Genomic DNA, 20,435 nt, shown 5'->3' with positions numbered 1-20,435 from the left:
GGGTGCCTGACGGCGCCCCATCCCAGCATCGATGCCGCAGGTGGCGATCCCGTCACCTGCGGACACCTGTATCCAGACTCCTGATCCGGGATTGACGGTCATGCCGCAGCGGCTCGCTTTCGCCACCCTTCTACTGATGTCCTCCACCCTCGTGGCGCCGGCGGTTCTCGCGCAGACCGCGGGCGGCACCGCCGCGCCGGCCCCGCCGCCGGCGCAGACCTCGACCCCCGCGACGTCGAGCCCCGGCGGCGCGACCGATCCGCAGACCGCGGCGCCGACCTCCACCGACCAGCAGGAGGCGCCGGTCGAAGTGTCCGCGCCGGGCATGAACGGCGATGTCGAGGACATCGTCGTCGTCGGCCGCAACATCCCCAACGTCGTCCGCTCGACGCCGCAGATCGTCTCGGTGCTGTCGAGCGCCGATATCGCGCGGACCGGCGAAGGCGACATCGCCGGCGCGCTGACCCGCGTCACCGGCCTGTCGGTGGTCGGCGGCGGCTTCGTCTACGTTCGCGGCCTCGGCGATCGGTACTCCTCGTCGCTGCTAAACGGCTCGCCGCTGCCGAGCCCCGAACCGCTGCGCCGCTCGGTGCCGCTCGACATCTTCCCGACGACGATCGTCGGTTCGGCGCTGGTCCAGAAGACCTATTCGGTCAATTATCCCGGCGAGTTCGGCGGCGGCGTCATCAACCTGACCACCAAGGCGATCCCCGACAAGAATTTCGTCTCGTTCGGCGCGACCATCGCCGCCGACGACGCGACGACCAGCGAGCTGGGCTATACCTATGCCGGCGGCGACGCCGACTGGATCGGCTATGACGACGGCACGCGCAAGGTGCCGGCGTTCATCAAGAACGCGCCCAATGGCAGCGGCATCATCCCCGCCGCGCAGGTCGCGCAGCTGTCCAACGCCTCGACCACTTTGCTCCAGCGCAACAACCAGCTGCCGGCCAATTGGTCGGGCGAGATCAGCGGCGGCTCGGTCTACGACATCGGTTCGTCGCGGCTCGGCGTGATCGCCTCGCTGAGCGCCAGCAACACCTTCCGCACCCGCTTCGCCAACCAGCAGGACAGCGTCTCGGCCGACGGCACGCTGCGCAACGATTTCAGCACCCTGCTGACCGACAATCGCATCGTCGCCAATGCGCTGATCGGCGTCGGGCTGGAGTTCGGCGAGAATACGCTGCGCTGGACCAACGTCTACATCCACGACACGCTGAAGCAGGGGCGCGGCTCGGCGGCGACGCTGTACAACAACGCCAGCGGGCTGCGTTTCCAGCAGAACACCAACTGGTTCGAACGCCAGCTGATCGAGACGCAGCTGGTCGGCGAGTTCAAGCTGACCGACGCGCTGAAGCTCGACGTGCGCGGCGCCTATGCCAATTCGAAGCGCAACGCACCCTACGAGCGGCAGTTCGACTACCTCTGCTCGGCGACCACCACCACCGGTCTGCCGATCACCAGCGACGGCGCGCAACAGGCGGGCGGCTTCCAGTGCAACGGCGCCTATCAGGTGACGCAGCGCTTCACCCCCTTCGCCTCGATCATCTTCAGCGAGCTGAACGAGAACCTTTGGACCGGTCAGGCGGACACGTCGTACAAGATCGACGGCGATCGCCCGATCACGCTGTCGGCGGGTTATTTCTACCAGGGCACCGACCGCACCTCGTCGCGCCTGCAGTTCAATTATCAGACGTCGAACGGCGGCGGCACCGCGCCGGGCTATCCCTATAATCTGCTGCGGCCTGACTATCTGCTGAGCCCCGACGTGCTCAACAACGCCTGTCCGTCGACCGCCAATACCGCGCCCTGCACGATCCAGTTGCAGTTCAACACCGCGGCGGGCGCCTATCGCTACGACGCCACCCTCGACGTCCACGCGGGCTACGTGCAGGCCGAGGGCGAGGCGTTCGACGGGCTGCGCGCGGTGATCGGCGTGCGCTACGAACGCGGCGACGAGCGGGTCACGCCGTTCGGCGTCACCACCGGCCTCGCGCGGCTGAAGAACGATTACTTCCTGCCGGCATCGACGCTGACCTGGAATTTCGCCGCCGACATGCAGCTGCGCGCCAGCGCCGCCAAGACGATCTCGCGGCCGCAGTTCCGCGAGCTCGCGCCGCAGCAGTTCCGCGATCCCGATTCGGATCGCCTGTTCTTCGGCAATCCATTGCTGCGCGATTCGAAGCTCTACAATCTCGAGGCGCGCTACGAATGGTTCTTCAAGCGCGACCAGCGCTTCACGCTGGCGGGCTTCTACAAGCGGATCGACAATCCGATCGAGCAGGTCGGCTTCTACACCGGCGCCGACGACCGATTGCAGACCGGCTTCACCTATCTGCCCAAGGCGACGCTGTACGGCGGCGAGGTCGAGCTGCAGAAGTATTTCCCGCTCGCCGACGTGTTCGGCAGCGACTTCTTCGCGACGCGGCGCGCGCTGCTCGTCGCCAATTACACCTATACCAAGTCGAAGATCACCGCGGACAGCAATTGCGCGCCCTCGGTCGCCTCGTCGACGCAGGCGGTGGGCAATTGCGCGGTCGGCTTCGCACCGGCCTCGTCGCTGTTCCGCGACGGTGCGCCGCTGACGGGGCAGTCGGACCACCTCGTCAATCTGCAACTCGGCATCGAGGACAGCGCGGCGCTGTCGCAGATCACCTTGCTGTTCAACTATGCGAGCAAGCGCGTGACCAATCGCGGTCCGTCGCTGCTGGGCGGCACCGGTTTCCAACCCGACATCGTCGAGCATCCCGGCATCCGCCTCGATCTCGTCGCACGGCAAGGCGTCGAGTTGATGGGCGGCAAGTTCGAGATCAAGGCCGAGGCGCGCAACCTGACCCGCACCCGCTATCGCGAGAGCCAGACCTTCGCCAACGGCAACGAGGTGTATATCAACCGGTATAACCTCGGCCGCGTGTTCAGCCTGGGCGTGAGCGCGACGTTCTGATTGAAAATCCTCCCCCGCAAGGGGGAGGGGACAGCTCGGCGTTAACCGAGTGGTGGAGGGGGAGGATGGGGCGGGAGGCTCGTAACAGGGCTCCCGCCCCATCCTCCCCCTCCGTCAGTGCTGCGCACTGCCACCTCCCCCTAGCGGGGGAGGAATTGGGATCACGCCCACACCCGTTCGCGATACCATTTGGTGATGACGTATTTCACCCCTTCGCGCACCTTCATCCCCTGATGCAGCGTCGCCGGGTTGAGCGAGCCGTCGGGCCGGCGGTTGTTCCACGCGACCAGCTTGCCGGTTTCCGGCTGGATGATCTTGTCGGCCGCCTTGAAGCGCGTCGCGCCGCCCGCCTCGGGCGTGTTGAGATAGACCATCACCGTCCACGTCCGGTTGCCCGCCACCGAGCAATAGCGGTCGAAGTCGGCGCCCTGCGGCTCGAAATAGTCGGTATGGCCCTTGAATTCCTGCCCGACCGCATAGCGCTGGCCCTGCAACGGCTCGCCGTGCGCGGGGTCGAGGCCGGTGAACGCGGCCAGCCGCGCCTCGACCGCCTGCACCACCGGGTCATCGGCCGACAGGTCGCCGGTCTCGCTGGTGCGAAAGGCGGAATCGCCATTGGGGTCGGCGATCGTCGAGGGGCGGCGCACCGCGTCGATCCGCTCGATCAGCGCGTCGCACAGCACCGGTCCGATGAAGCCGCGGGCGATGAACAGGTCGAGCTTGGGACTCGGCACCTTCTGCACGCCGGCTTGCGACAGGATGCGGGCGACGATCGGCTCCGGCGTCAGGCCGTTGCCGAGGGAGGGGAGGGTGGTCATGCCACGATCTTACTATAGCGTCAGCCTATGTCGCCAGCCGCCTGTTGCTCCGTGGCGGCGCGCGTCCTAAGGCCGCGGCGATGGAGCGGCTGGACGGTGGCTCGGCGGTGCCGTCGCATCTGGCGGGCGGGATCGTCGCGCTCGGCAATTTCGATGGCTTTCACCTCGGACACCAGGCGGTGGTCGGGCGGGCGGTGGCGCGCGCGCGTGCCGAGGGGCGTCCCGCGCTGGTCGCGACCTTCGATCCGCACCCGGTGCGCCACTTCCGCCCCGACGCGCCGCCGTTCCGGCTGACCACGCTCGACCAGCGCGAACGGCTGTTCGCCGCGGCGGGTGTCGATGCGATGGTCGTCTTCCCCTTCGATGCGGCGCTCGCCGCACTGTCTGCCGAAGCGTTCATCGCCGAGCGGCTGCACGTCAATCTCGCCGTTGCCGGGGTGGTCACGGGGGAGGATTTCACCTTCGGTCATCGCAAGAGCGGTGACGTCCGCCTGCTCGCCGAGCGCGGCCGCGCGCATGGCTTCGTCGCGGAGACGGTCGGGGCGGTGACGCTCGACGGCGAGCCGGTGTCGTCGACCCGCATCCGCAGCTTGCTGTGCGACGGCGACCCGCGCGGCGCGGCGCGGCTGCTCACCCGCCCGTTTGCGATCGAGGGGCTGGTGCAGCACGGCGACAAGCTCGGCCGCACGATCGGCTATCCCACCGCCAATGTCGACATGGGCAAATATCTGCGCCCCGCCTACGGCATCTATGCGGTGACCGCGCGGCTGGCCGGCGGGCGCGTGCTCAAGGGCGCGGCGAACCTCGGCATCCGGCCGACCTTCGATCCGCCCAAGGAATTGCTCGAACCCTATTTCTTCGATTTCTCCGGCGACCTGTACGGGCAATCGATCGAGGTGGCGCTGATCGACTATCTGCGGCCCGAGGCGAAATTCGACGGCCTCGATGCGCTGACCGCGCAGATGGAGCGCGATTGCGCGCGGGCCCGGGTGTTGCTCGATGCTTAACCCATCTCGTTTATGCGCTTTGTGCTGACCGACACTCACGATAAGACCGCCAGACATATGACCGACGCCCCCGACACGCCGAAAGATTGGCGCGACACCGTCTTCCTGCCGAAGACCGATTTCCCGATGAAGGCGGGCCTCGCCGCCAAGGAGCCGGCGATCCTCGATCGCTGGGCGCGGATCGGCGTCTACGACCGGTTGCGCGAGCAGCGTAAGGGGCGCGAGCTGTTCATCCTCCACGATGGCCCGCCCTATGCCAATGGCGACATCCATATGGGCCATGCGATGAACAAGGTGCTGAAGGACATCATCGTCCGCAGCCAGTCGCTGATGGGCAAGGACGCGCCCTACGTTCCCGGCTGGGACTGCCACGGCCTGCCGATCGAGTGGAAGGTCGAGGAGGCGTATCGCGCCAAGAAGCAGAACAAGGACGAGGTGCCGGTCGCGCAGTTCCGCGCCGAATGCCGCGCCTATGCGGATCGCTGGGTCGGCGTGCAGCGCGACCAGTTCCAGCGGCTGGGCGTGATGGGCGACTGGACCAATCCCTATCTGACGATGAACTACGACGCCGAGGCGGCGATCGTCGGCGAGTTGCTCAAATTCGCCGAGAGCGGCCAGCTCTATCGCGGCGCCAAGCCGGTGATGTGGTCGCCGGTCGAGAAGACCGCGCTCGCCGAGGCCGAGGTCGAATATGAGGATGTCGTCTCGACGCAGATCGACGTCGGCTTCGAGATCGCCACCGCGCCCGAGGGCGAATTGCTGGTCGGTGCGACCGCGGTGATCTGGACGACGACGCCGTGGACGATTCCCGTCAACCAGGCGCTCGCCTATAATCCGGCGCTCGACTACGTGTTGTTCGAAAGCGGCGGCCGGCGGTTCCTCGTCGAGGAGAACGTCGTGCCGGCGTTCGGCAAGCGCACCGGCATCGCACTCGAAACCGTGATCGCTCTGGTCAAGGGCAGCGCCTTGGAGGGCGCGACCGCACGTCACCCGATGCATGCGCTCGGCGGCTTCTTCGCGCGGCCGCGGCCGTTCCTGTCGGGCGATTTCGTCACCAGCGACGCCGGTACCGGCCTCGTCCACATGGCGCCCGATCATGGCGAGGACGACTTCCTGCTCTGCAAGGCCCATGGACTGGAACCGGTCTTCGCCGTGGATGGCGCCGGCTTCTACCGGCCCGACTGGGCGTGGCTCGGCGGGCAGGGCAGCGTCATCAACAAGAAGTTCGTCGGCGCCGACGGCCCGATCTGTTCGGACCTGCGCGCGGTCGGCGCGCTGCTCGCCGCGTCGGACGATTTCGCGCACAGTTATCCGCATTCGTGGCGGTCGAAGGCGAAGGTGATCTTCCGCGCGACGCCGCAATGGTTCATCCCGATGGACCGGCCGATCCTCAACGGCGGCGAGGGTGCGTCGAACGGCGCGACGCTGCGCGAGACTGCGCTCGACGCGATCGAGCACACCCGCTGGGTGCCGGCGCGCTCGCAGAACCGCATCCGCTCGATGGTCGAGGGGCGGCCCGACTGGGTGATCAGCCGCCAGCGGGCATGGGGCGTGCCGATCGCACTCTACGTGCATCGCGAGACCGGGGACTATCTCAACGATGCCGCGGTCAATGCGCGGATCGTCGCCGCCTTCCGCGACGGCGGTGCCGATGCGTGGTTCACCGCGGATCACCAGACGTTGCTCGGGCCGGATTATGATCTCGCCGATTACACGCCGCAGAACGACATCCTCGACGTCTGGTTCGACAGCGGCTCGACGCATGTCTTCACCGTCGAGGCGCGCTATGGCGAGGACGTCCGCGCCAATCTGTATCTCGAGGGCAGCGACCAGCATCGCGGCTGGTTCCAGTCGTCGCTGCTCGAAAGCTGCGGCACGCGCGGCCGCGCGCCGTACGATGCGGTGCTGACCCATGGCTTCGCGCTCGACGGGCAGGGGCGCAAGATGTCGAAGAGCCTCGGCAATGTCGTCGATCCGCTCAAGGTGATCGGCGAGAGCGGGGCGGACATCCTCCGCATGTGGGTCGCCTCGACCGATTATTTCGACGACGTGCGAATCGGTAAGGAAGTGCTCGGCACCGCCTCCGACGGCTATCGCAAGCTGCGCAACACCTTCCGCTATCTGCTCGGCGCACTTGACGGGTTCGACGAGAGCGAGCGGGTCGAGGTCGAGGCGATGCCCGAGCTGGAACGCTACGTGCTCACCTCGCTGGGCCAGCTCGACATGGACCTGCGCGAGGCGGCGGACGGCTATGAGCTGAACCGCTATCTGCGCCGCCTGACCGACTTCGCCAACGAGGATCTGTCGGCCTTCTTCTTCGATATCCGCAAGGACTCGCTCTATTGCGACGCGCCGGGCGATCCGAAGCGGCGCGCCTATCGCACCGTGCTCGACACGCTGTTCCACGCGCTGGTGCGCTATGCCGCGCCGATCCTCTGCTTCACCGCGGAAGAAGTGTGGCAGGCGCGATTCCCGAGCGAGGACGGTTCGGTGCATTTCCTCGAATGGCCCGAACTGCCGGCGCTGCCCGGCGACCAGCCGCTTGGTACCGACTGGGCCGACGTGCGCCGGCTGCGCACCAGCGTGACCGAGGCGATCGAGCCGCTGCGTCGCGAGAAGACGGTGCGCTCCAGCCTCGAGGCGGAGGTGACGGTGCCCGAGCTGCCGCTGTCGGCCGAGGCGCTGGCCGAGACGTTCATCGTCGCGAAGGTCGACGCCGGCGAGGAGGTGGCGGTGACGCGCACCGACTATCGCAAATGCGGCCGCTGCTGGCGCCATCTGCCCGAAGTGACCGTGGACGGCGATCTGTGCGCGCGCTGCGAGGATGTCGTCGCCCATGCGTAAGGCCCCGATCGCCGGGCTGCTGACCGCGGCATTGCTGTTCGTCGTCGATCAGGTGACGAAGGTGACGATCACCGACGTGTTGCAGCTCGACGAGCTGACCGCGGAGCGGACGATCACGCCGTTCTTCAACCTGCGCTTCGTCGCCAACCACGGCATCTCGCTGGGGCTGCTCCACGCCGACACGAATACGATGCGCTGGGCGCTGGTCGCGATGACTGGCGCGATCGCGGTAGCGGTGGCGGTGTGGATGACGCGCGAGCCGCATCGCGCCGACCAGATGGCGCTCGGCGCGATCCTGGGCGGTGCGCTCGGCAATATCGTCGACCGCGTGCGCTTCGGCTATGTCGTCGACTTCGCCGATCTGCATTTCGGCGACTGGCGGCCGTTCCTCGTGTTCAACGTCGCGGATGCGGCGATCACCCTCGGCGTGCTGGTGCTGCTTGTCCGCGCGCTCCTGATGCGCGACAAGCGCGACATCCCCTCGGAGAATCCCCATGCGTAAGTCAGTTCCGATTCTCGCCGGCCTCGCCTGCGTCGTCCTCCTCTCGGGCTGCGGCAAGCGCGGCTATGATCGCGCCCGGCCAGACGAATTCGCCGTCGCGCGGCAGGCGCCGCTGGTGATCCCGCCCGATTATTCGCTGGTCCCGCCGCAGCCCGGCGCCGCCCGCCCGCAGGACAATGCCTCGCAGGCGCAGACGCTCGACGCCTTGTTTGGCGGCAACACGCAGCGCAGCGCGGCGGAGAATGGCGTCGTCAACCAGGCCGGTGGCGACGCGGCCGACACCGGCATCCGCTCGTCGGTCGGCGACCCCGCGACCAACGTCGTCGACAAGGGCGCGACGACACGCGACATCGTCGCGGCGCCGGAAGGTGACGGACAGGACGCCAAGGCATCGGCGCAGTAATCAAGTCCTCCCTCGCTTTAGCGGGGGAGGGGGACCATTCGCGTCAGCGAATGGTGGAGGGGGCGTCTCCGCATACGGCGAGGTTCGCCATATCCTCCCCCTCCGTCACCGCTTCGCGGCGCCACCTCCCCCTGGCGGGGGAGGAATTTAAGCTTTTGCCCGGAACGCCGCCAATCCCCGCTCCAGATCGGCGATCAGGTCGGCCGGATCCTCGAGTCCGATCTGCAACCGCACCATCGGTCCGGCATAGTCCCGCGGCGCCGCGGTCCTGATCCGCGCCGGATCGGCGGGGATGGCGAGGCTCTCGAACCCGCCCCAGCTATAGCCGATTCCGAACAACTCGAGCGCATCGATCAGCGCCGCACGTGCAGTCTCGCCGCCGCCGTTCAGGACGAACGAGAACAGCCCGCTCGATCCCTTGAAGTCGCGCACCCACAGATCGTGGCCGGGGCAGGAGGGCAGGGCTGGGTGGAGCACCTGCGCCACTTCGGGCCGTTCGGCCAGCCAGTGCGCGATCTCCAGCGCGCTGCGCTGGTGCTGCGCGAGCCGTACCGCCATCGTCCGCAAGCCGCGGCTGCCGAGCCAGCTGTCGTCGGGCGAGGCGACCTGCCCGAGCTGATAGCTCGTATCGCGCAGCCGCGCAAAATGGCCCGGCGCCGCGGTCACCGCGCCGAGCATCGCGTCGGAATGGCCGACGACATATTTGGTCGCGGCGAGGATGGTGAGGTCGATGCCCTTCTCGATCGCCCGGAAGAACAGCGGCGTCGCCCAGGTGTTGTCGAGCAGCGTCGTCAGCCCGTGGGCCTTGGCGACCGCGACGATCGCCGGCACGTCCTGCACCTCGAAGGTCAGGCTGCCCGGGCTTTCGAGGAAGATCGCCTTGGTCGCCGGGCCGATCAGCGCCTCGATCCCCGCGCCGATCAGCGGGTCGTAGAAGCGCGTCGTGATCCCGAAGCGCTTGAGCAACTGCATCGCCTGGCCGCGCGTCGGGTCATAGGCGCTGTCGACCAGCAGCAGTTCGTCGCCGGGCGACAGCACCGACAGCAACGCCGCCGCGATAGCCGCGACACCAGACGGGTAGAGGAAGGTCGCCTCCGCCCCCGGCTCCAGCGCGGTCAGCGCGTCGGCGAGGCTCCATTGCGTCGGCGTGCCGCGACGGCCGTAATAGAGGCGGTGATGCGTGTCGGGCCGGGCATTGGCGCGCAGATCGGCGATGCTGTCGTAGAGGATCGTCGAGGCACGCCAGACCGGCGTGTTGACGATGCCTTGCGTCCATTCGGAGCGCCGGCCGGCCTGGACGACGCGGGTCGCGTCCCCCAAAGGCCGGCCGGTCGTGGTGTCATCCGTCAACGGTTTCCTTGGCTCCCATGGCCTTGGGCGTCGAGCGATCCGCTCCCCATTCCGACCAGCTGCCATCGTAGAGCGCGGCGTCCTTGCCGAGCAAGTGCAGACCGAAAGCGAGCGTCGATGCGGTGATCCCGGAGCCGCAGGTCAATGCGATCGGCCGGTCGAGATCGACCCCCGCCTGCGCGAACGCCGTCGTGAGCGCATCGCCCCGCTTCCACGTGCCGTCGGGGTTGAAGAGACCGGTATAGGGCAGGTTCTTCGAGCCGGGGATATGACCGGCGTGCGTCGCCGGACGCGGATCGGGTTCTTCGCCGGTGAAGCGCGCCGCCGAGCGGGCATCGACCACCTGTTCGTCGCCGCTGGCGAGATTGGCCTTCATCTGGTCGAGCGTGCGGACGCCCTTGTGATCCGCCCAGACGGTGAAGTGGCGGTGGCGCAGCGTTTCCTTGCCGCTCGCCGTCTCGCGCCCCTCGGCGCGCCATTTGGCGAGGCCGCCGTCGAGGATCGCGACGTCATGTGCGCCGAAGGTGCGCAGCATCCACCACGCCCGCGCCGCGGTATGCCAGGGCGAATCGTCGTAGAGCACGATGCGGCTGCCGTCGCCGAGCCCGAGGCTCTGCATGCGGCTGGCGAACTTCTCCGCGCTCGGCAGCATCATCGGCAGCGGATTGTCGGTATCGCGCAGCTCGCCGAGGTTCAGGAACACGGCGCCGGGGATATGCGCCGCCTCATAGTCGGCAGCGACGTCGCGGCCGAGCGCCGCATCGACATAGGTGGCATCGACGATCCTGAGATCGCTCGCACCGAGTTCCCCGGCCAGCCATTCGGTGGTCACCAACGCGTCCATCACTCTCTCCATACGTTCACACGTGTTAGTCGGGCCAACGACTGGGGAGGAGTGCCCGGCATCGTCAATAGCCGTCTTCACCGGCCGTGTCGAGGGCCTGCAAGAATGTTGCGGCTTGCGCGCGTGTATCCTTTTGAGATTGCGCGGATTGCTTCGCCCACGTACTATATGGCATGCGCAGCCGCATGTTGCTGCCCAGCTTGTCCTCGTGGCGGACGAGGAAATCCCAGTATAGCGCATTGTACGGACAGGCGTTTTCGCCGACGCGCTGCTTCACCTCGTAGCGGCATTTGCCGCAATAGTCGCTCATCCGGTCGATATAGGCGCCCGACGAGATATAGGGCTTCGAGCCGAGCAGCCCGCCGTCGCCGAACTGGCTCATGCCGAGCGTATTGGGCAGCTCGACCCATTCATACGCGTCGATATAGACTTCGAGATACCAGCGATGGACTTCGGCCGGATCGGCGCCGATCAGCAGCGCGAAATTGCCGGTTACCATCAGCCGCTGGATGTGATGCGCGTGCGCGGTGGCGAGCGTCTGGCCGATCGCTTCCTTGAGGCAGTGCATGTCGGTCTCGCCGGTCCAATACCAGCCGGGCAATTTGCGGTGATGATCGAGGAAGTTGCGCTCGACGTAGTCCGGCCCCTCGCGCCAGTAGATGCCGCGCATATATTCGCGCCAGCCGATGATCTGGCGGACATAGCCCTCGACCGAATTGAGCGGCGCGCGGCCGGCGCGATATTCCGCCTCGGCGCGCCGGCACAGGTCGAGCGGGTCGAGCAGCCCGGAATTGATGTAGGGCGACAGGATCGAGTGCCACAGATAGCGCTCGCCGGTCAGCATGGCGTCCTCGTAATCGCCGAATTGCGGCAACGCCTTTTCGAAGAAATAGGCGGCCTGTTTCTCGGCATCCGCCGCGGTCACCGCATAAGCGAAGCCGTCGAGCGTGCCGGGATGATCCGCGAACCGCTCGGCGACCAGCGCCAGCACCTCCTGCGTGACCGCGTCGGGGGCGAAGGCGTGCGGCCGCGGCATGAACAGGTCGTTCTTCGCCGGCTTGCGGTTTTCCTTGTCGAAATTCCAGCGCTCGCCCGCAGGCTGCTTGCCGTCCATCAGCAGCCCGGTCTTGCGGCGCATGACGCGGTAGAAGAATTCCATCGTCAGTTGCTGGCGGTCCTTCGCCCAAGCTTCAAACTCGGCATGGTCGCAGACGAAACGGTCGTCGCTGCGGATCTCGACGGGGATGCCGAAGACCGTTTCCCACGAGTCGATCATCGCGACGACGCGCCATTCGCCGGCCTCGGTGACGACGATCCGCTCCGGGGCGTGACGCTGGACGGCACGGGCGATCTCGCCGGTGAAGCTGCCGCTGTTGTCGGGGTCGTCGAGCCGGACGTAATCGACCGTCCAGCCGGCGTCGGCCAGCGCCGCGGCATGGTGGCGCATCGCCGACAGGATATAGGCGATCTTCTGCTTGTGGTGGCGGACATAGGTCGTCTCGTCGCCCACCTCCATCATCAGCACGATCGTTTCGGCCGGATCGGCGCCGCGCAGCGAGGAGAGGGACAGGCTGAGCTGGTCGCCCAGCACCGGAACCAGCGTTTTCATATCGGGATCGACATCCTACATGGCGGGGCATGACCCCAATGCACCTCGGCCAAGCCAGCCAGCTGCCCGCCTCTCCCGACGAAGCGGTGCTCGATTATGTTCCCAATCCGCGTGCCGGGACGACCTATCTCGTCCGGTTCGCCGTGCCGGAATTCACCTCGCTGTGTCCGGTGACCGGCCAGCCCGACTTCGCGCATCTGGTCATCGACTATGCGCCCGGCGAGACGATCGTTGAATCCAAGTCGCTCAAGCTGTTCCTCGGCTCGTTCCGCAACCACGCCGGCTTCCACGAGGATTGCACCGTCGGAATCGGCCAGCGCCTGTTCGACGAGATGAAGCCGCAATGGCTACGGATCGGCGGCTATTGGTATCCGCGCGGCGGCATCCCGATCGACGTCTTCTGGCAGTCCGGACCGCCCCCGTCCGACCTGTGGCTGCCCGACCAGGGCGTGCAGCCGTATCGCGGCAGGGGTTGATCAAAATTAATCCAATATCCGGGTTGCGGTGCAACATCACTGCAACCTTTGCCGCCCGAGCGTGTTCATCTGCAGGCAAGGTTTGCGGTACAGCCGTAATGTTGCAACAGCGAAGGAACAGGCATGGGACCGACTGCGGCTAACGGAGAGACAATCCGGCATCTGGCGATGATCGGCAATTTCCTGCCCCGCCAGTGCGGTTTGGCCACCTTCACGACGGACGTCTATCAGGCGATGCGCGACCGGTTCCCGGACGTGCACGTCGACGTCTATGCGATGGACGATCATCCCGGGCGCTACGACTATCCGCCCGCGGTGACCGGCACGATCCCGCAGACCGACCTGTCCGCCTATCTGTCGACCGCGCGCACGATCGAGGCAAGTGGCGCGCAGGCGATCTGGGTGCAGCACGAATATGGCATCTACGGCGGTCCCGCCGGTGAATATCTGCTGGCGCTGCTCGACCGGACGACGCTGCCGGTGATCGTCACACTGCATACCGTGCTTGAGAAGCCCAATGCCGACGAGCGTCGCGTGCTCGAAGGCCTGCTGCGCCGCGCCGCCAAGGTGGTGGTGATGGCCGAGCGTGGCCGCGACATCCTGCGCCGCGTCTATGGTGCGGCGCCGCGGCAGATTGCGATGATCCCGCATGGCGTGCCCGATCGCCTCTTCGTCGATCCCGAGACGCTGAAGCCGCGCTTCGGCTGGCAGGGTCGTGACGTGGTGCTGACTTTCGGACTGCTCGCCCCCAACAAGGGGATCGAGACGATCATCGATGCGCTGCCCGCCGTCACGGCGCGGCACCCGAATCTGCTGTATGTCGTGCTCGGCGCGACCCATCCCAATCTCGTCGCGCATGAGGGCGAGGCCTATCGCGATCGTCTGAAGGCGCTGGCGGAAGAGCATGGCGTCGGCGACAATGTCGCGTTCATCGACGCGTTCGTCGAACATGACGAGTTGATCGATTATCTCCAGGCCGCCGACATTTATGCGACGCCTTATCTGAACCCGGCGCAGATCACCTCCGGGACGCTGTCCTATGCGGTCGGCGTCGGCAAGGCGGTGATCTCCACCCCTTATGTTCATGCGACGGAGATCCTCGCCGACGGCCATGGCGTGCTCGTTGACTTCCGCGATGTCGCCGCCTTCGCGCGCGAGATCGACCGCTTGCTGTCGAGCGCGCGCGATCGCACGCGGCTGGCGCAGCGGGCCTATGATCGCGGCCGGACGATGATCTGGCCGCGCCTCGCCGAAGCGACGCTGCACGAGACCGAGGTGGCGGTCGCCGCGCGGCCCCGGCGTCTGGCGCAGGTCCAGCAGGGCGTGCGCGCCTTGAAGCCCAATTTCGCCGCGGTCGAGCGGATGAGCGACGCGACCGGCATGTTGCAGCATTCGATCTATTCGGTGCCCGATCGCCGTCACGGCTATTGCATCGACGACAATGCCCGCGCGCTGATGCTGATGAGCGCGATGGATGACATCGATCCGGTCGAGCGCGACAAATGGACGACGATCTACGCGTCGTTCGTGCAATATGCGTGGAATCCCGATGAGCGCCGGTTCCGCAATTTCATGAACTTCGACCGGTCGTGGTGCGAGGACGTGGGGTCCGAGGATTCGAACGGCCGCGCCATCTGGGCGCTCGGCGTCACCGCGCGCGACGGCAAGGACGCCAAGCACCGCGACTGGGCGCGCAACATGTTCGACGCGACCGCCAGCCTGGCGCTCGATCTGGGTTCGCTGCGCGCGCAGTCGTTCGCGATGCTGGGCGCGGCGGCGATGCTCGAGGCGTCGCCCGGCCATGATCTGGCGCGCTCGATCCTCGAACGCTTTCCGGACGATCACCTCGCTCTACTGGCCGAGGCACGCCGGCCGGAATGGAAGTGGTTCGAGATCGTCCTCGCTTATGACAACGCCCGTCTGCCGCAGGCGCTGATCGTCGCCGGGCAGGCGCTGGAACGGCAGGACCTGATCGATTGCGGACTGGAGACGCTCGACTGGATCGTCGGCAGGCAGACCTCGCCCGAGGGGCGTTTCCGTGCCGTCGGCACCGAGAGCTTCGGCCGGCCCTATGCCGAGCCGCTGCAATTCGACCAGCAGCCGCTGGAAGCGCAGGCGACCGTGGATGCCTGTCTGGCAGCCTGGCATGCGACCGGGGATACGCGCTGGGTAGCGGAGGCGGAGCGGGCCTATGCCTGGTATCTCGGCCAGAACGATCTCGACCTGCCGCTCGCCAGTCCGGCGGACGGTGGCTGTTTCGACGGGTTGATGCCGACCGGTCTCAACCGCAATCAGGGTGCCGAGTCGATTTTGGCGCTCCAACTGGCGAGTTGCGCGATTTCGGGGCTTTCAAAGTCGGTCCAAGGCGTGGCAGGGACGACCCGCGTCGCCTGATCGGTTCGGGCGGCGGCTCAGTCAACGACCCGACCGGCGAGGCTTAACAATCGCGATGGACCTGTTCACCCACCGCTTGCGGCTCCATGCCGATCCGTCCCGTGTCGTCGTTCGGCCGTTCCACATCGCGTGGGGCGGCAAGGGCGGCCCACCCAACCGGACCGAGCGTCTGGTCGGTGAAGTGCTCGAAATGTCGCCGGAAGAGGCGCGCGAGCAGCTCGAGACCGTGCTCAAGGATTTCGAGGCGCGCCATTGGCAGACGCGCCGCGTCTTCATGACGCGCTACGACGAGATCGAGGATCTGCTCGGCCTCGACGGTGCCGAGATCAGCGACGAGAAGCGTCAGCTGATCGGCGCCTATTTCTGCCACGAATACAGCTATGCCGCGGCGGCGCTGATGAATCCCAGCGCGGTACCGCATTTCGACCAGACGGGCATGCCCGAGGGATCGATGCGCATCCTGATGAGCCTGCGCTCGGTGGGCGAGGGGCATATCTCCTCGGTCGCCTTCCGCGAGGGGATCATCACCAGCGGCAACGAGCTGAAACTGGCGCCCGAGCCGCCCTTCGCCACCGCGACCGACGTCGTCGGTGCCGGCGAGGACGAGATTCCCGAGGGGCCGGTCACCGTGTGGCGGCATCGCGATTCGACGCTGTCGGGCACCGTAATCTTCCCGATCACCCAGGCGCAGTCCAAGGGGCTCGAGGACCTGCGCATCGTGCATTTCCAGCACGAGGACGGCAGCTACGAATGGATCGGCACCTATACCGCCTATAACGGCTCGGTGATCCAGTCCGAGCTGTTGCGCACGCGCGACTTCCGCGCCTTCGACCTCGTGCCGATGTCGGGGCCGGCGGCGCGCAACAAGGGCATGGCGCTGTTCCCGCGCAAGGTCGCTGGCCAGTATATGATGATCGGCCGGCAGGACGGCGAGAATCTGTTCCTGCTCAAGTCGGACAGTCTCGAGCATTGGGACGAGGGCGAGAAGATCCTGACCCCCGTCTTCCCATGGGAGCTGGTGCAGATCGGCAATTGCGGTCCGCCGATCGAGCTCGACGAGGGCTGGCTGCTGCTGACCCACGGCGTCGGCGCGATGCGCAAATATTCGATCGGCGCGGCGCTGCTCGACAAGAACGATCCGTCGAAGGTGCTCGGCCGCACGCGCGAGCCGATCCTCGCCGCCAAGGATCAGGACCGCGAGGGCTATGTGCCCAACGTCGTCTACAGCTGCGGCGCTATCAAGCACGGCGACACGCTGTTCCTGCCTTATGGCATCGCCGACAGTTCGGTCGGCTTCGCCTTCGTCAAGATCAAGGACATGCTCGCCGCGATGGTGTGAGGGATGGCCCTCTACTGTGGGGGGCATCCCAAATTTTCGTCATCCCTGCGAAGGCGGGGATCCAGACGCGCAGGGTTGAGATTGATCCGCTACGTCAGCGTCTATGGATCCCCGCCTTCGCGAGGATGACATTTGAGCTGTGGGACGTGGCCGTTCAGTCCGCGCCGTCGCTACGCTTTTCACCCCGCTTGGCCGGGATCTGCGAGAGCTTGGTCAGCAGCAGCGGAATATCGTCGGTGATGAAGGTATCAGTCGGCACGGCGACGCTGGAATTGAGCGCCTCGCTTACCCTCGCCAGTCGGTCGCGCTTCTCTTGTGCTGACGATGTCACGACGAACCCCATGATACGCTAACGGAAAACCCGGCAATCACCGGCCGGGGGGGATGGCAGGGTGATCACCGGGTTCGCCGTGTTCAACGGCCGATCGTGCGCCGCGTTCCAACGCTTGGCCGCATTTAGGCGGCGACGGATCGCCGCGTGTAACGGTACAGACCGGCGATCAGCGCGAGGAAGGCGATCGTCCCGCCGATCAGCGCCACCGTCCCGAACCCTGCCGGCGCGATCGCCAGCGGTGCGTCGGAATTGGTGGCGTAGACGATGACCGCGAAGCCGACGCCCCACAGGCTCTCGCCGACGATCATGCCGGTGGCGGTCAGCACCCCCATACGCTTGGCGAGCTCGACGTCCGGCGTCCGCTCCGCCCAGCGATCGTAAAAAGCGCCGATCACCGCACCGATCACCACGGGCAGTGTCACCGCCATCGGCAGATAGACGCCGAGGCCGATGCCGAGCGGCGGCAGCCGCAGCTTGCCGAGCCGCCCCAGCGTCTCGTCGAGCAGGATCACGCCGACGCCGACCAATGCGCCATAGCCGATCATCGCCCAGTTGAGATCGCCGCCGAGCACGCCCTTGGCGAGTGCGGAGATCAGCGCCGCCTGCGGTGCGGCGAGTGCGTTGGGACCGGCGCCGGGCGCCCCCTGGAAGCCGAGCGTCGTCGCCAGCAGTTCGAGCACCGGCGGCACGACGAGGCTGCCGAAGATGACGCCGAAGATCAGCGCGACCTGCTGCTTCCACGGCGTCGCGCCGACGAGCTGGCCGGTCTTGAGGTCCTGAAGATTGTCGTTGGAGATCGTCGCGACGCCGAAGACGATGCCGGTGACGATCAGCGCATAGGCGACCAGCGCCTGCGTCGTATCCGGCCCGGCAGCGCGGCCGAACAGGCCGACGAGCATCAGGCTGGCGGCGAGCACCGAAAGGATGCCGATCCCCGATACCGGGCTGTTCGACGCGCCGATCAGGCCCGCCATATAGCCGCACACCGCGGCGATGACGAGGCCGAGCACCAGGACGAACACCAGCGCGCCGGCGATCAGCACCAGCGCCGACCCCTGCAGCGGCCCGCCCGCGATCACCGACCACAACAGCCCGGCGATCGGCACCAGCGTCGCCAGCGTCACCGCGACGACGATGCCGATCGACAGGTCGCGCTCGCCCAGTTCGAGCACGGCGCCGCCGCGCTTCGCCTTGCTCGCCGCGATCGACGAGCGGATGCCGCCGAGCACCGGCCCGATGATCTTGAGCAGCGTCCAGATCGCGGCGACGCCGATCACGCCCGCGCCGAGAAAGCGCACGTCGGTACGGAACACGCCGCCGACCCACGCCTCGATCCCGACACCAGCCGCGGCCGGCGACAGGCCGGTGAGGATCGGCAACGCGATCCACCAGCCGATGATGACGCCGGCGAACATCGCGAGGCCGACCGACAGGCCGACGAGATGCCCCGCGCCGATCAGTGCGAACGACAGGCCGCCCGAGATCGCGGTCGCGCCGGCACCGGCGCGGAAGAAATGCGCCGCCTCGGCGACGACCAATTTGGTCTGGGTCAGCACGGCGAAGCCGGCCGAGACCAGCGCGTTGACGACGATCAGCCGCAGCCCGCGGCCGCTCTCCGCCTCGCCGGCGCGGCTGCCCGCGCCGACCATCAGTACCTCGGCCGCGGCACGGCCTTCGGGATAGGGCAGGTCGGTATCGACGACGAGCGCGCGGCGCAGCGGCACCGAGAACATCACGCCGAGGATGCCGCCGGTCATCGTGATCCCGGCGGTGAGCAGATAGGGAAAGCCCTGCCACCAGCCGATCATCACCAGCCCGGGCAGCACGAAGATGATCGCCGCGAGCGTCCCCGCCGCCGAGGCGACGGTCTGGACGATATTGTTCTCGAGGATCGTCGCGCCGGGCAGATAGCGCAGGATCGCCATCGAGATCACCGCCGCGGGGATCGAGGTGGCGAAGGTCAGCCCCACCTTCAGCCCGAGATAGACGTTGGCGGCGGTGAACAGCAGGGTGATGAGCCCGCCGAGCAGGATGCCGCGGACGGTCAGTTCGGCGACGGGCCGGGTGGTGGGGCTGGGGGCGGTGGCCATCAGGGAAATGCGCTCGCTGGCAAAATGGAAGTGCGGCGGGTTGTGGCACGGTACGCGGCGGTCGGGCAATGGCGGCGCGGTACACGACATAAAGCTGCGCCGTCTCGACAGGCAACGCGCCTTTCCGCTAGGCGGCGGCCATGGATAGCAACACACCCTTGCGCGTCGCCCTTGCCGGGCTCGGTACGGTCGGCGGCGGCGTCGTCCGCCTGCTCGATGCCAACCGCGATTTGATCACCCGCCGCGCCGGCCGCCCGATCGAAATCGTCGCCATCTCGGCACGTGACCGAAACAAGGATCGCGGTATCGATCTGACCCGTTTCGCGTGGATCGACGACATGCGCGATCTCGCTGGCCATGCCGCGGCGGATGTCGTCGTCGAGTTGATCGGCGGGTCGGACGGCCCGGCGCTGACGCTGGCGCGGCAGACGATCGCGGCGGGCAAGGGCTTCGTCACCGCCAACAAGGCGATGATCGCGCATCACGGCCTCGAACTCGCGCAGGCGGCCGAGACCGCGGCGGTGCCGCTCAAGTTCGAGGCGGCGGTGGCCGGCGGCGTGCCGGTGATCAAGGGGCTGCGCGAGGGCGCCGCGGCCAACCGGATCAGCCGTGTCTACGGCATCCTCAACGGCACCTGCAATTTCATCCTGTCGAAGATGGAAGCCGAGGGGCGCGACTTCGCCGAGGTGCTCGCCGAGGCGCAGGCGCTCGGCTATGCCGAATCGGACCCCAGTTTCGACATCGACGGCGTCGATGCCGCGCACAAATTGTCGATCCTCGCCAGCCTCGCCTTCGGGACGCGCCCGGCGTTCGGCGACGTGTTGGCGACGGGGGTGCGCCACGTCATCGCCGCCGACATCGCCGAGGCGGCGGCGCTGGGTTATCGCGTGCGGCTGGTCGGGGTGGCCGAGGCGGATGCGCACGGCCTGTTCCAGCGCGTGCATCCGCATCTCGTGCCGGTCGATCATCCGCTCGCGCACGTCACCGGCTCGCTCAACGCGGTGGTGGCGGAGGGCAATTACGTCGGCCGCCTGTTCTTCCAGGGCGCGGGCGCGGGCGAGGGACCCACCGCGAGCGCGGTGGTCGCCGACCTGATCGACATCGCGCGCGGGGAATATGGCTCGCCCTATGCGATGCCGGCGGCGGCGCTGACCGTCGAGCCGGCCGCGGACACCGGCGAGCGGCGCGCGCGATCCTATTTGCGGTTCACCGTTCAGGACCGGGTCGGCGTGCTCGCCGAGATCGCCGCGGCGATGCGCGATGCCGGCGTGTCGATCGAGAGCCTGATCCAGCGTGGCGTCGCGGCGGACGGCAGCGCGATCGTCGCGATCGTCACGCACGAAGGCCCGGAACGCGCGGTGGTCCATGCTTTGGAGAAGCTGCGCGGATCGCAGAGCCTGTCCGGCCAGCCGCTCTGGATGCCGATCCTGGGGTGATCCCATATTCCTCTCCCGCCAGGGGGAGGGCTATCGCATACGGCT

15 protein-coding genes are annotated in these 20,435 nt (G+C 67.2%); 9 read left to right on the top strand and 6 right to left on the bottom strand.

Features of this window, described 5'->3' with window-relative positions; all coding sequences use genetic code 11:
* The first annotated feature begins 100 nt into the window (after nt 1-100).
* Nucleotides 101-2,944, top strand: a complete 2,844-nt coding sequence (locus AC07UH_RS14410; RefSeq protein ID WP_038661808.1) for a TonB-dependent receptor domain-containing protein — start codon at nt 101-103, stop codon at nt 2,942-2,944.
* Between the two features lie 161 nt (nt 2,945-3,105).
* Here the strand turns inward: AC07UH_RS14410 and AC07UH_RS14405 are convergent, their stop codons facing one another.
* Nucleotides 3,106-3,762, bottom strand: a complete 657-nt coding sequence (locus AC07UH_RS14405) for a prolyl hydroxylase family protein (RefSeq protein WP_495180800.1) — start codon at nt 3,760-3,762, stop codon at nt 3,106-3,108.
* 80 nt (nt 3,763-3,842) lie between these two features.
* On the opposite strand from AC07UH_RS14405, the gene AC07UH_RS14400 reads away from it, so the two are divergent.
* From AC07UH_RS14400 to AC07UH_RS14385, 4 genes are read left to right on the top strand one after another with little or no spacing between them, the layout of a single operon-like run.
* Nucleotides 3,843-4,769: a bifunctional riboflavin kinase/FAD synthetase gene (locus tag AC07UH_RS14400; RefSeq protein ID WP_495180799.1), complete on the top strand. Its 927-nt coding sequence runs from the start codon at nt 3,843-3,845 to the stop codon at nt 4,767-4,769.
* Between the two features lie 57 nt (nt 4,770-4,826).
* Nucleotides 4,827-7,613 (top strand): isoleucine--tRNA ligase, encoded by a 2,787-nt coding sequence (gene ileS / locus AC07UH_RS14395; RefSeq protein WP_495180798.1) that lies wholly within the window; start codon nt 4,827-4,829, stop codon nt 7,611-7,613.
* The gene (gene lspA / locus AC07UH_RS14390; protein WP_038666936.1) at nt 7,606-8,115 is read left to right on the top strand and encodes a signal peptidase II; all 510 of its coding nucleotides are present in this window, start codon (nt 7,606-7,608) and stop codon (nt 8,113-8,115) included. The genes ileS and lspA overlap by 8 nt, the downstream gene beginning before the upstream one ends.
* Nucleotides 8,108-8,518: a DUF3035 domain-containing protein gene (locus AC07UH_RS14385; RefSeq protein ID WP_137899769.1), complete on the top strand. Its 411-nt coding sequence runs from the start codon at nt 8,108-8,110 to the stop codon at nt 8,516-8,518. The genes lspA and AC07UH_RS14385 overlap by 8 nt, the downstream gene beginning before the upstream one ends.
* 147 nt (nt 8,519-8,665) lie before the next feature.
* On the opposite strand, the gene metC is transcribed toward AC07UH_RS14385, so the two are convergent.
* The 3 genes from metC to AC07UH_RS14370 all read right to left on the bottom strand — a co-directional run bounded on the left by metC (nt 8,666) and on the right by AC07UH_RS14370 (nt 12,321).
* A complete protein-coding gene (metC, locus tag AC07UH_RS14380) occupies nt 8,666-9,868 on the bottom strand; it encodes a cystathionine beta-lyase (RefSeq protein ID WP_495180797.1) in 1,203 nt (400 codons plus the stop codon).
* On the bottom strand, nt 9,858-10,712 hold the full coding sequence (sseA, locus tag AC07UH_RS14375; RefSeq protein ID WP_495180796.1) for a 3-mercaptopyruvate sulfurtransferase: 855 nt from the start codon (nt 10,710-10,712) through the stop codon (nt 9,858-9,860). The genes metC and sseA overlap by 11 nt, the downstream gene beginning before the upstream one ends.
* Before the next feature lie 64 nt (nt 10,713-10,776).
* Nucleotides 10,777-12,321, bottom strand: a complete 1,545-nt coding sequence (locus AC07UH_RS14370; protein ID WP_495180795.1) for a cryptochrome/photolyase family protein — start codon at nt 12,319-12,321, stop codon at nt 10,777-10,779.
* A 29-nt stretch (nt 12,322-12,350) separates the two neighbouring features.
* On the opposite strand from AC07UH_RS14370, the gene queF reads away from it, so the two are divergent.
* From queF to AC07UH_RS14355, 3 genes are all read left to right on the top strand, one after another.
* Nucleotides 12,351-12,797 (top strand): preQ(1) synthase, encoded by a 447-nt coding sequence (gene queF, locus AC07UH_RS14365; protein WP_495180794.1) that lies wholly within the window; start codon nt 12,351-12,353, stop codon nt 12,795-12,797.
* Nucleotides 12,798-12,920: 123 nt separating this feature from the next.
* Nucleotides 12,921-15,191 (top strand): glycosyltransferase family 4 protein, encoded by a 2,271-nt coding sequence (locus AC07UH_RS14360; protein WP_495180793.1) that lies wholly within the window; start codon nt 12,921-12,923, stop codon nt 15,189-15,191.
* Nucleotides 15,192-15,246: 55 nt separating this feature from the next.
* Nucleotides 15,247-16,530 carry a glycoside hydrolase family 130 protein gene (locus AC07UH_RS14355; RefSeq protein WP_495180792.1) on the top strand — a complete coding sequence of 428 codons (1,284 nt, stop codon included), beginning with the start codon at nt 15,247-15,249 and terminating at the stop codon, nt 16,528-16,530.
* A 154-nt stretch (nt 16,531-16,684) separates the two neighbouring features.
* On the opposite strand, the gene AC07UH_RS14350 is transcribed toward AC07UH_RS14355, so the two are convergent.
* Together AC07UH_RS14350 and AC07UH_RS14345 are read right to left on the bottom strand one after the other, a co-directional pair.
* Nucleotides 16,685-16,873: a hypothetical protein gene (locus tag AC07UH_RS14350; RefSeq protein ID WP_038661776.1), complete on the bottom strand. Its 189-nt coding sequence runs from the start codon at nt 16,871-16,873 to the stop codon at nt 16,685-16,687.
* A gap of 113 nt (nt 16,874-16,986) precedes the next feature.
* On the bottom strand, nt 16,987-18,954 hold the full coding sequence (locus AC07UH_RS14345; protein ID WP_495180791.1) for an OPT family oligopeptide transporter: 1,968 nt from the start codon (nt 18,952-18,954) through the stop codon (nt 16,987-16,989).
* A gap of 140 nt (nt 18,955-19,094) precedes the next feature.
* On the opposite strand from AC07UH_RS14345, the gene AC07UH_RS14340 reads away from it, so the two are divergent.
* Complete coding sequence (locus AC07UH_RS14340; RefSeq protein WP_495180790.1) at nt 19,095-20,390, top strand: homoserine dehydrogenase; 1,296 nt, start codon at nt 19,095-19,097, stop codon at nt 20,388-20,390.
* Nucleotides 20,391-20,435: the final 45 nt, after the last annotated feature.

The sequence above is a fragment of the Sphingomonas sp. GW821-FHT04B01 genome (assembly GCF_059420425.1).
The sequence above is the reverse complement of the archived record's forward strand: the minus strand, read 5'-3'. Positions and strand labels throughout refer to the sequence as shown.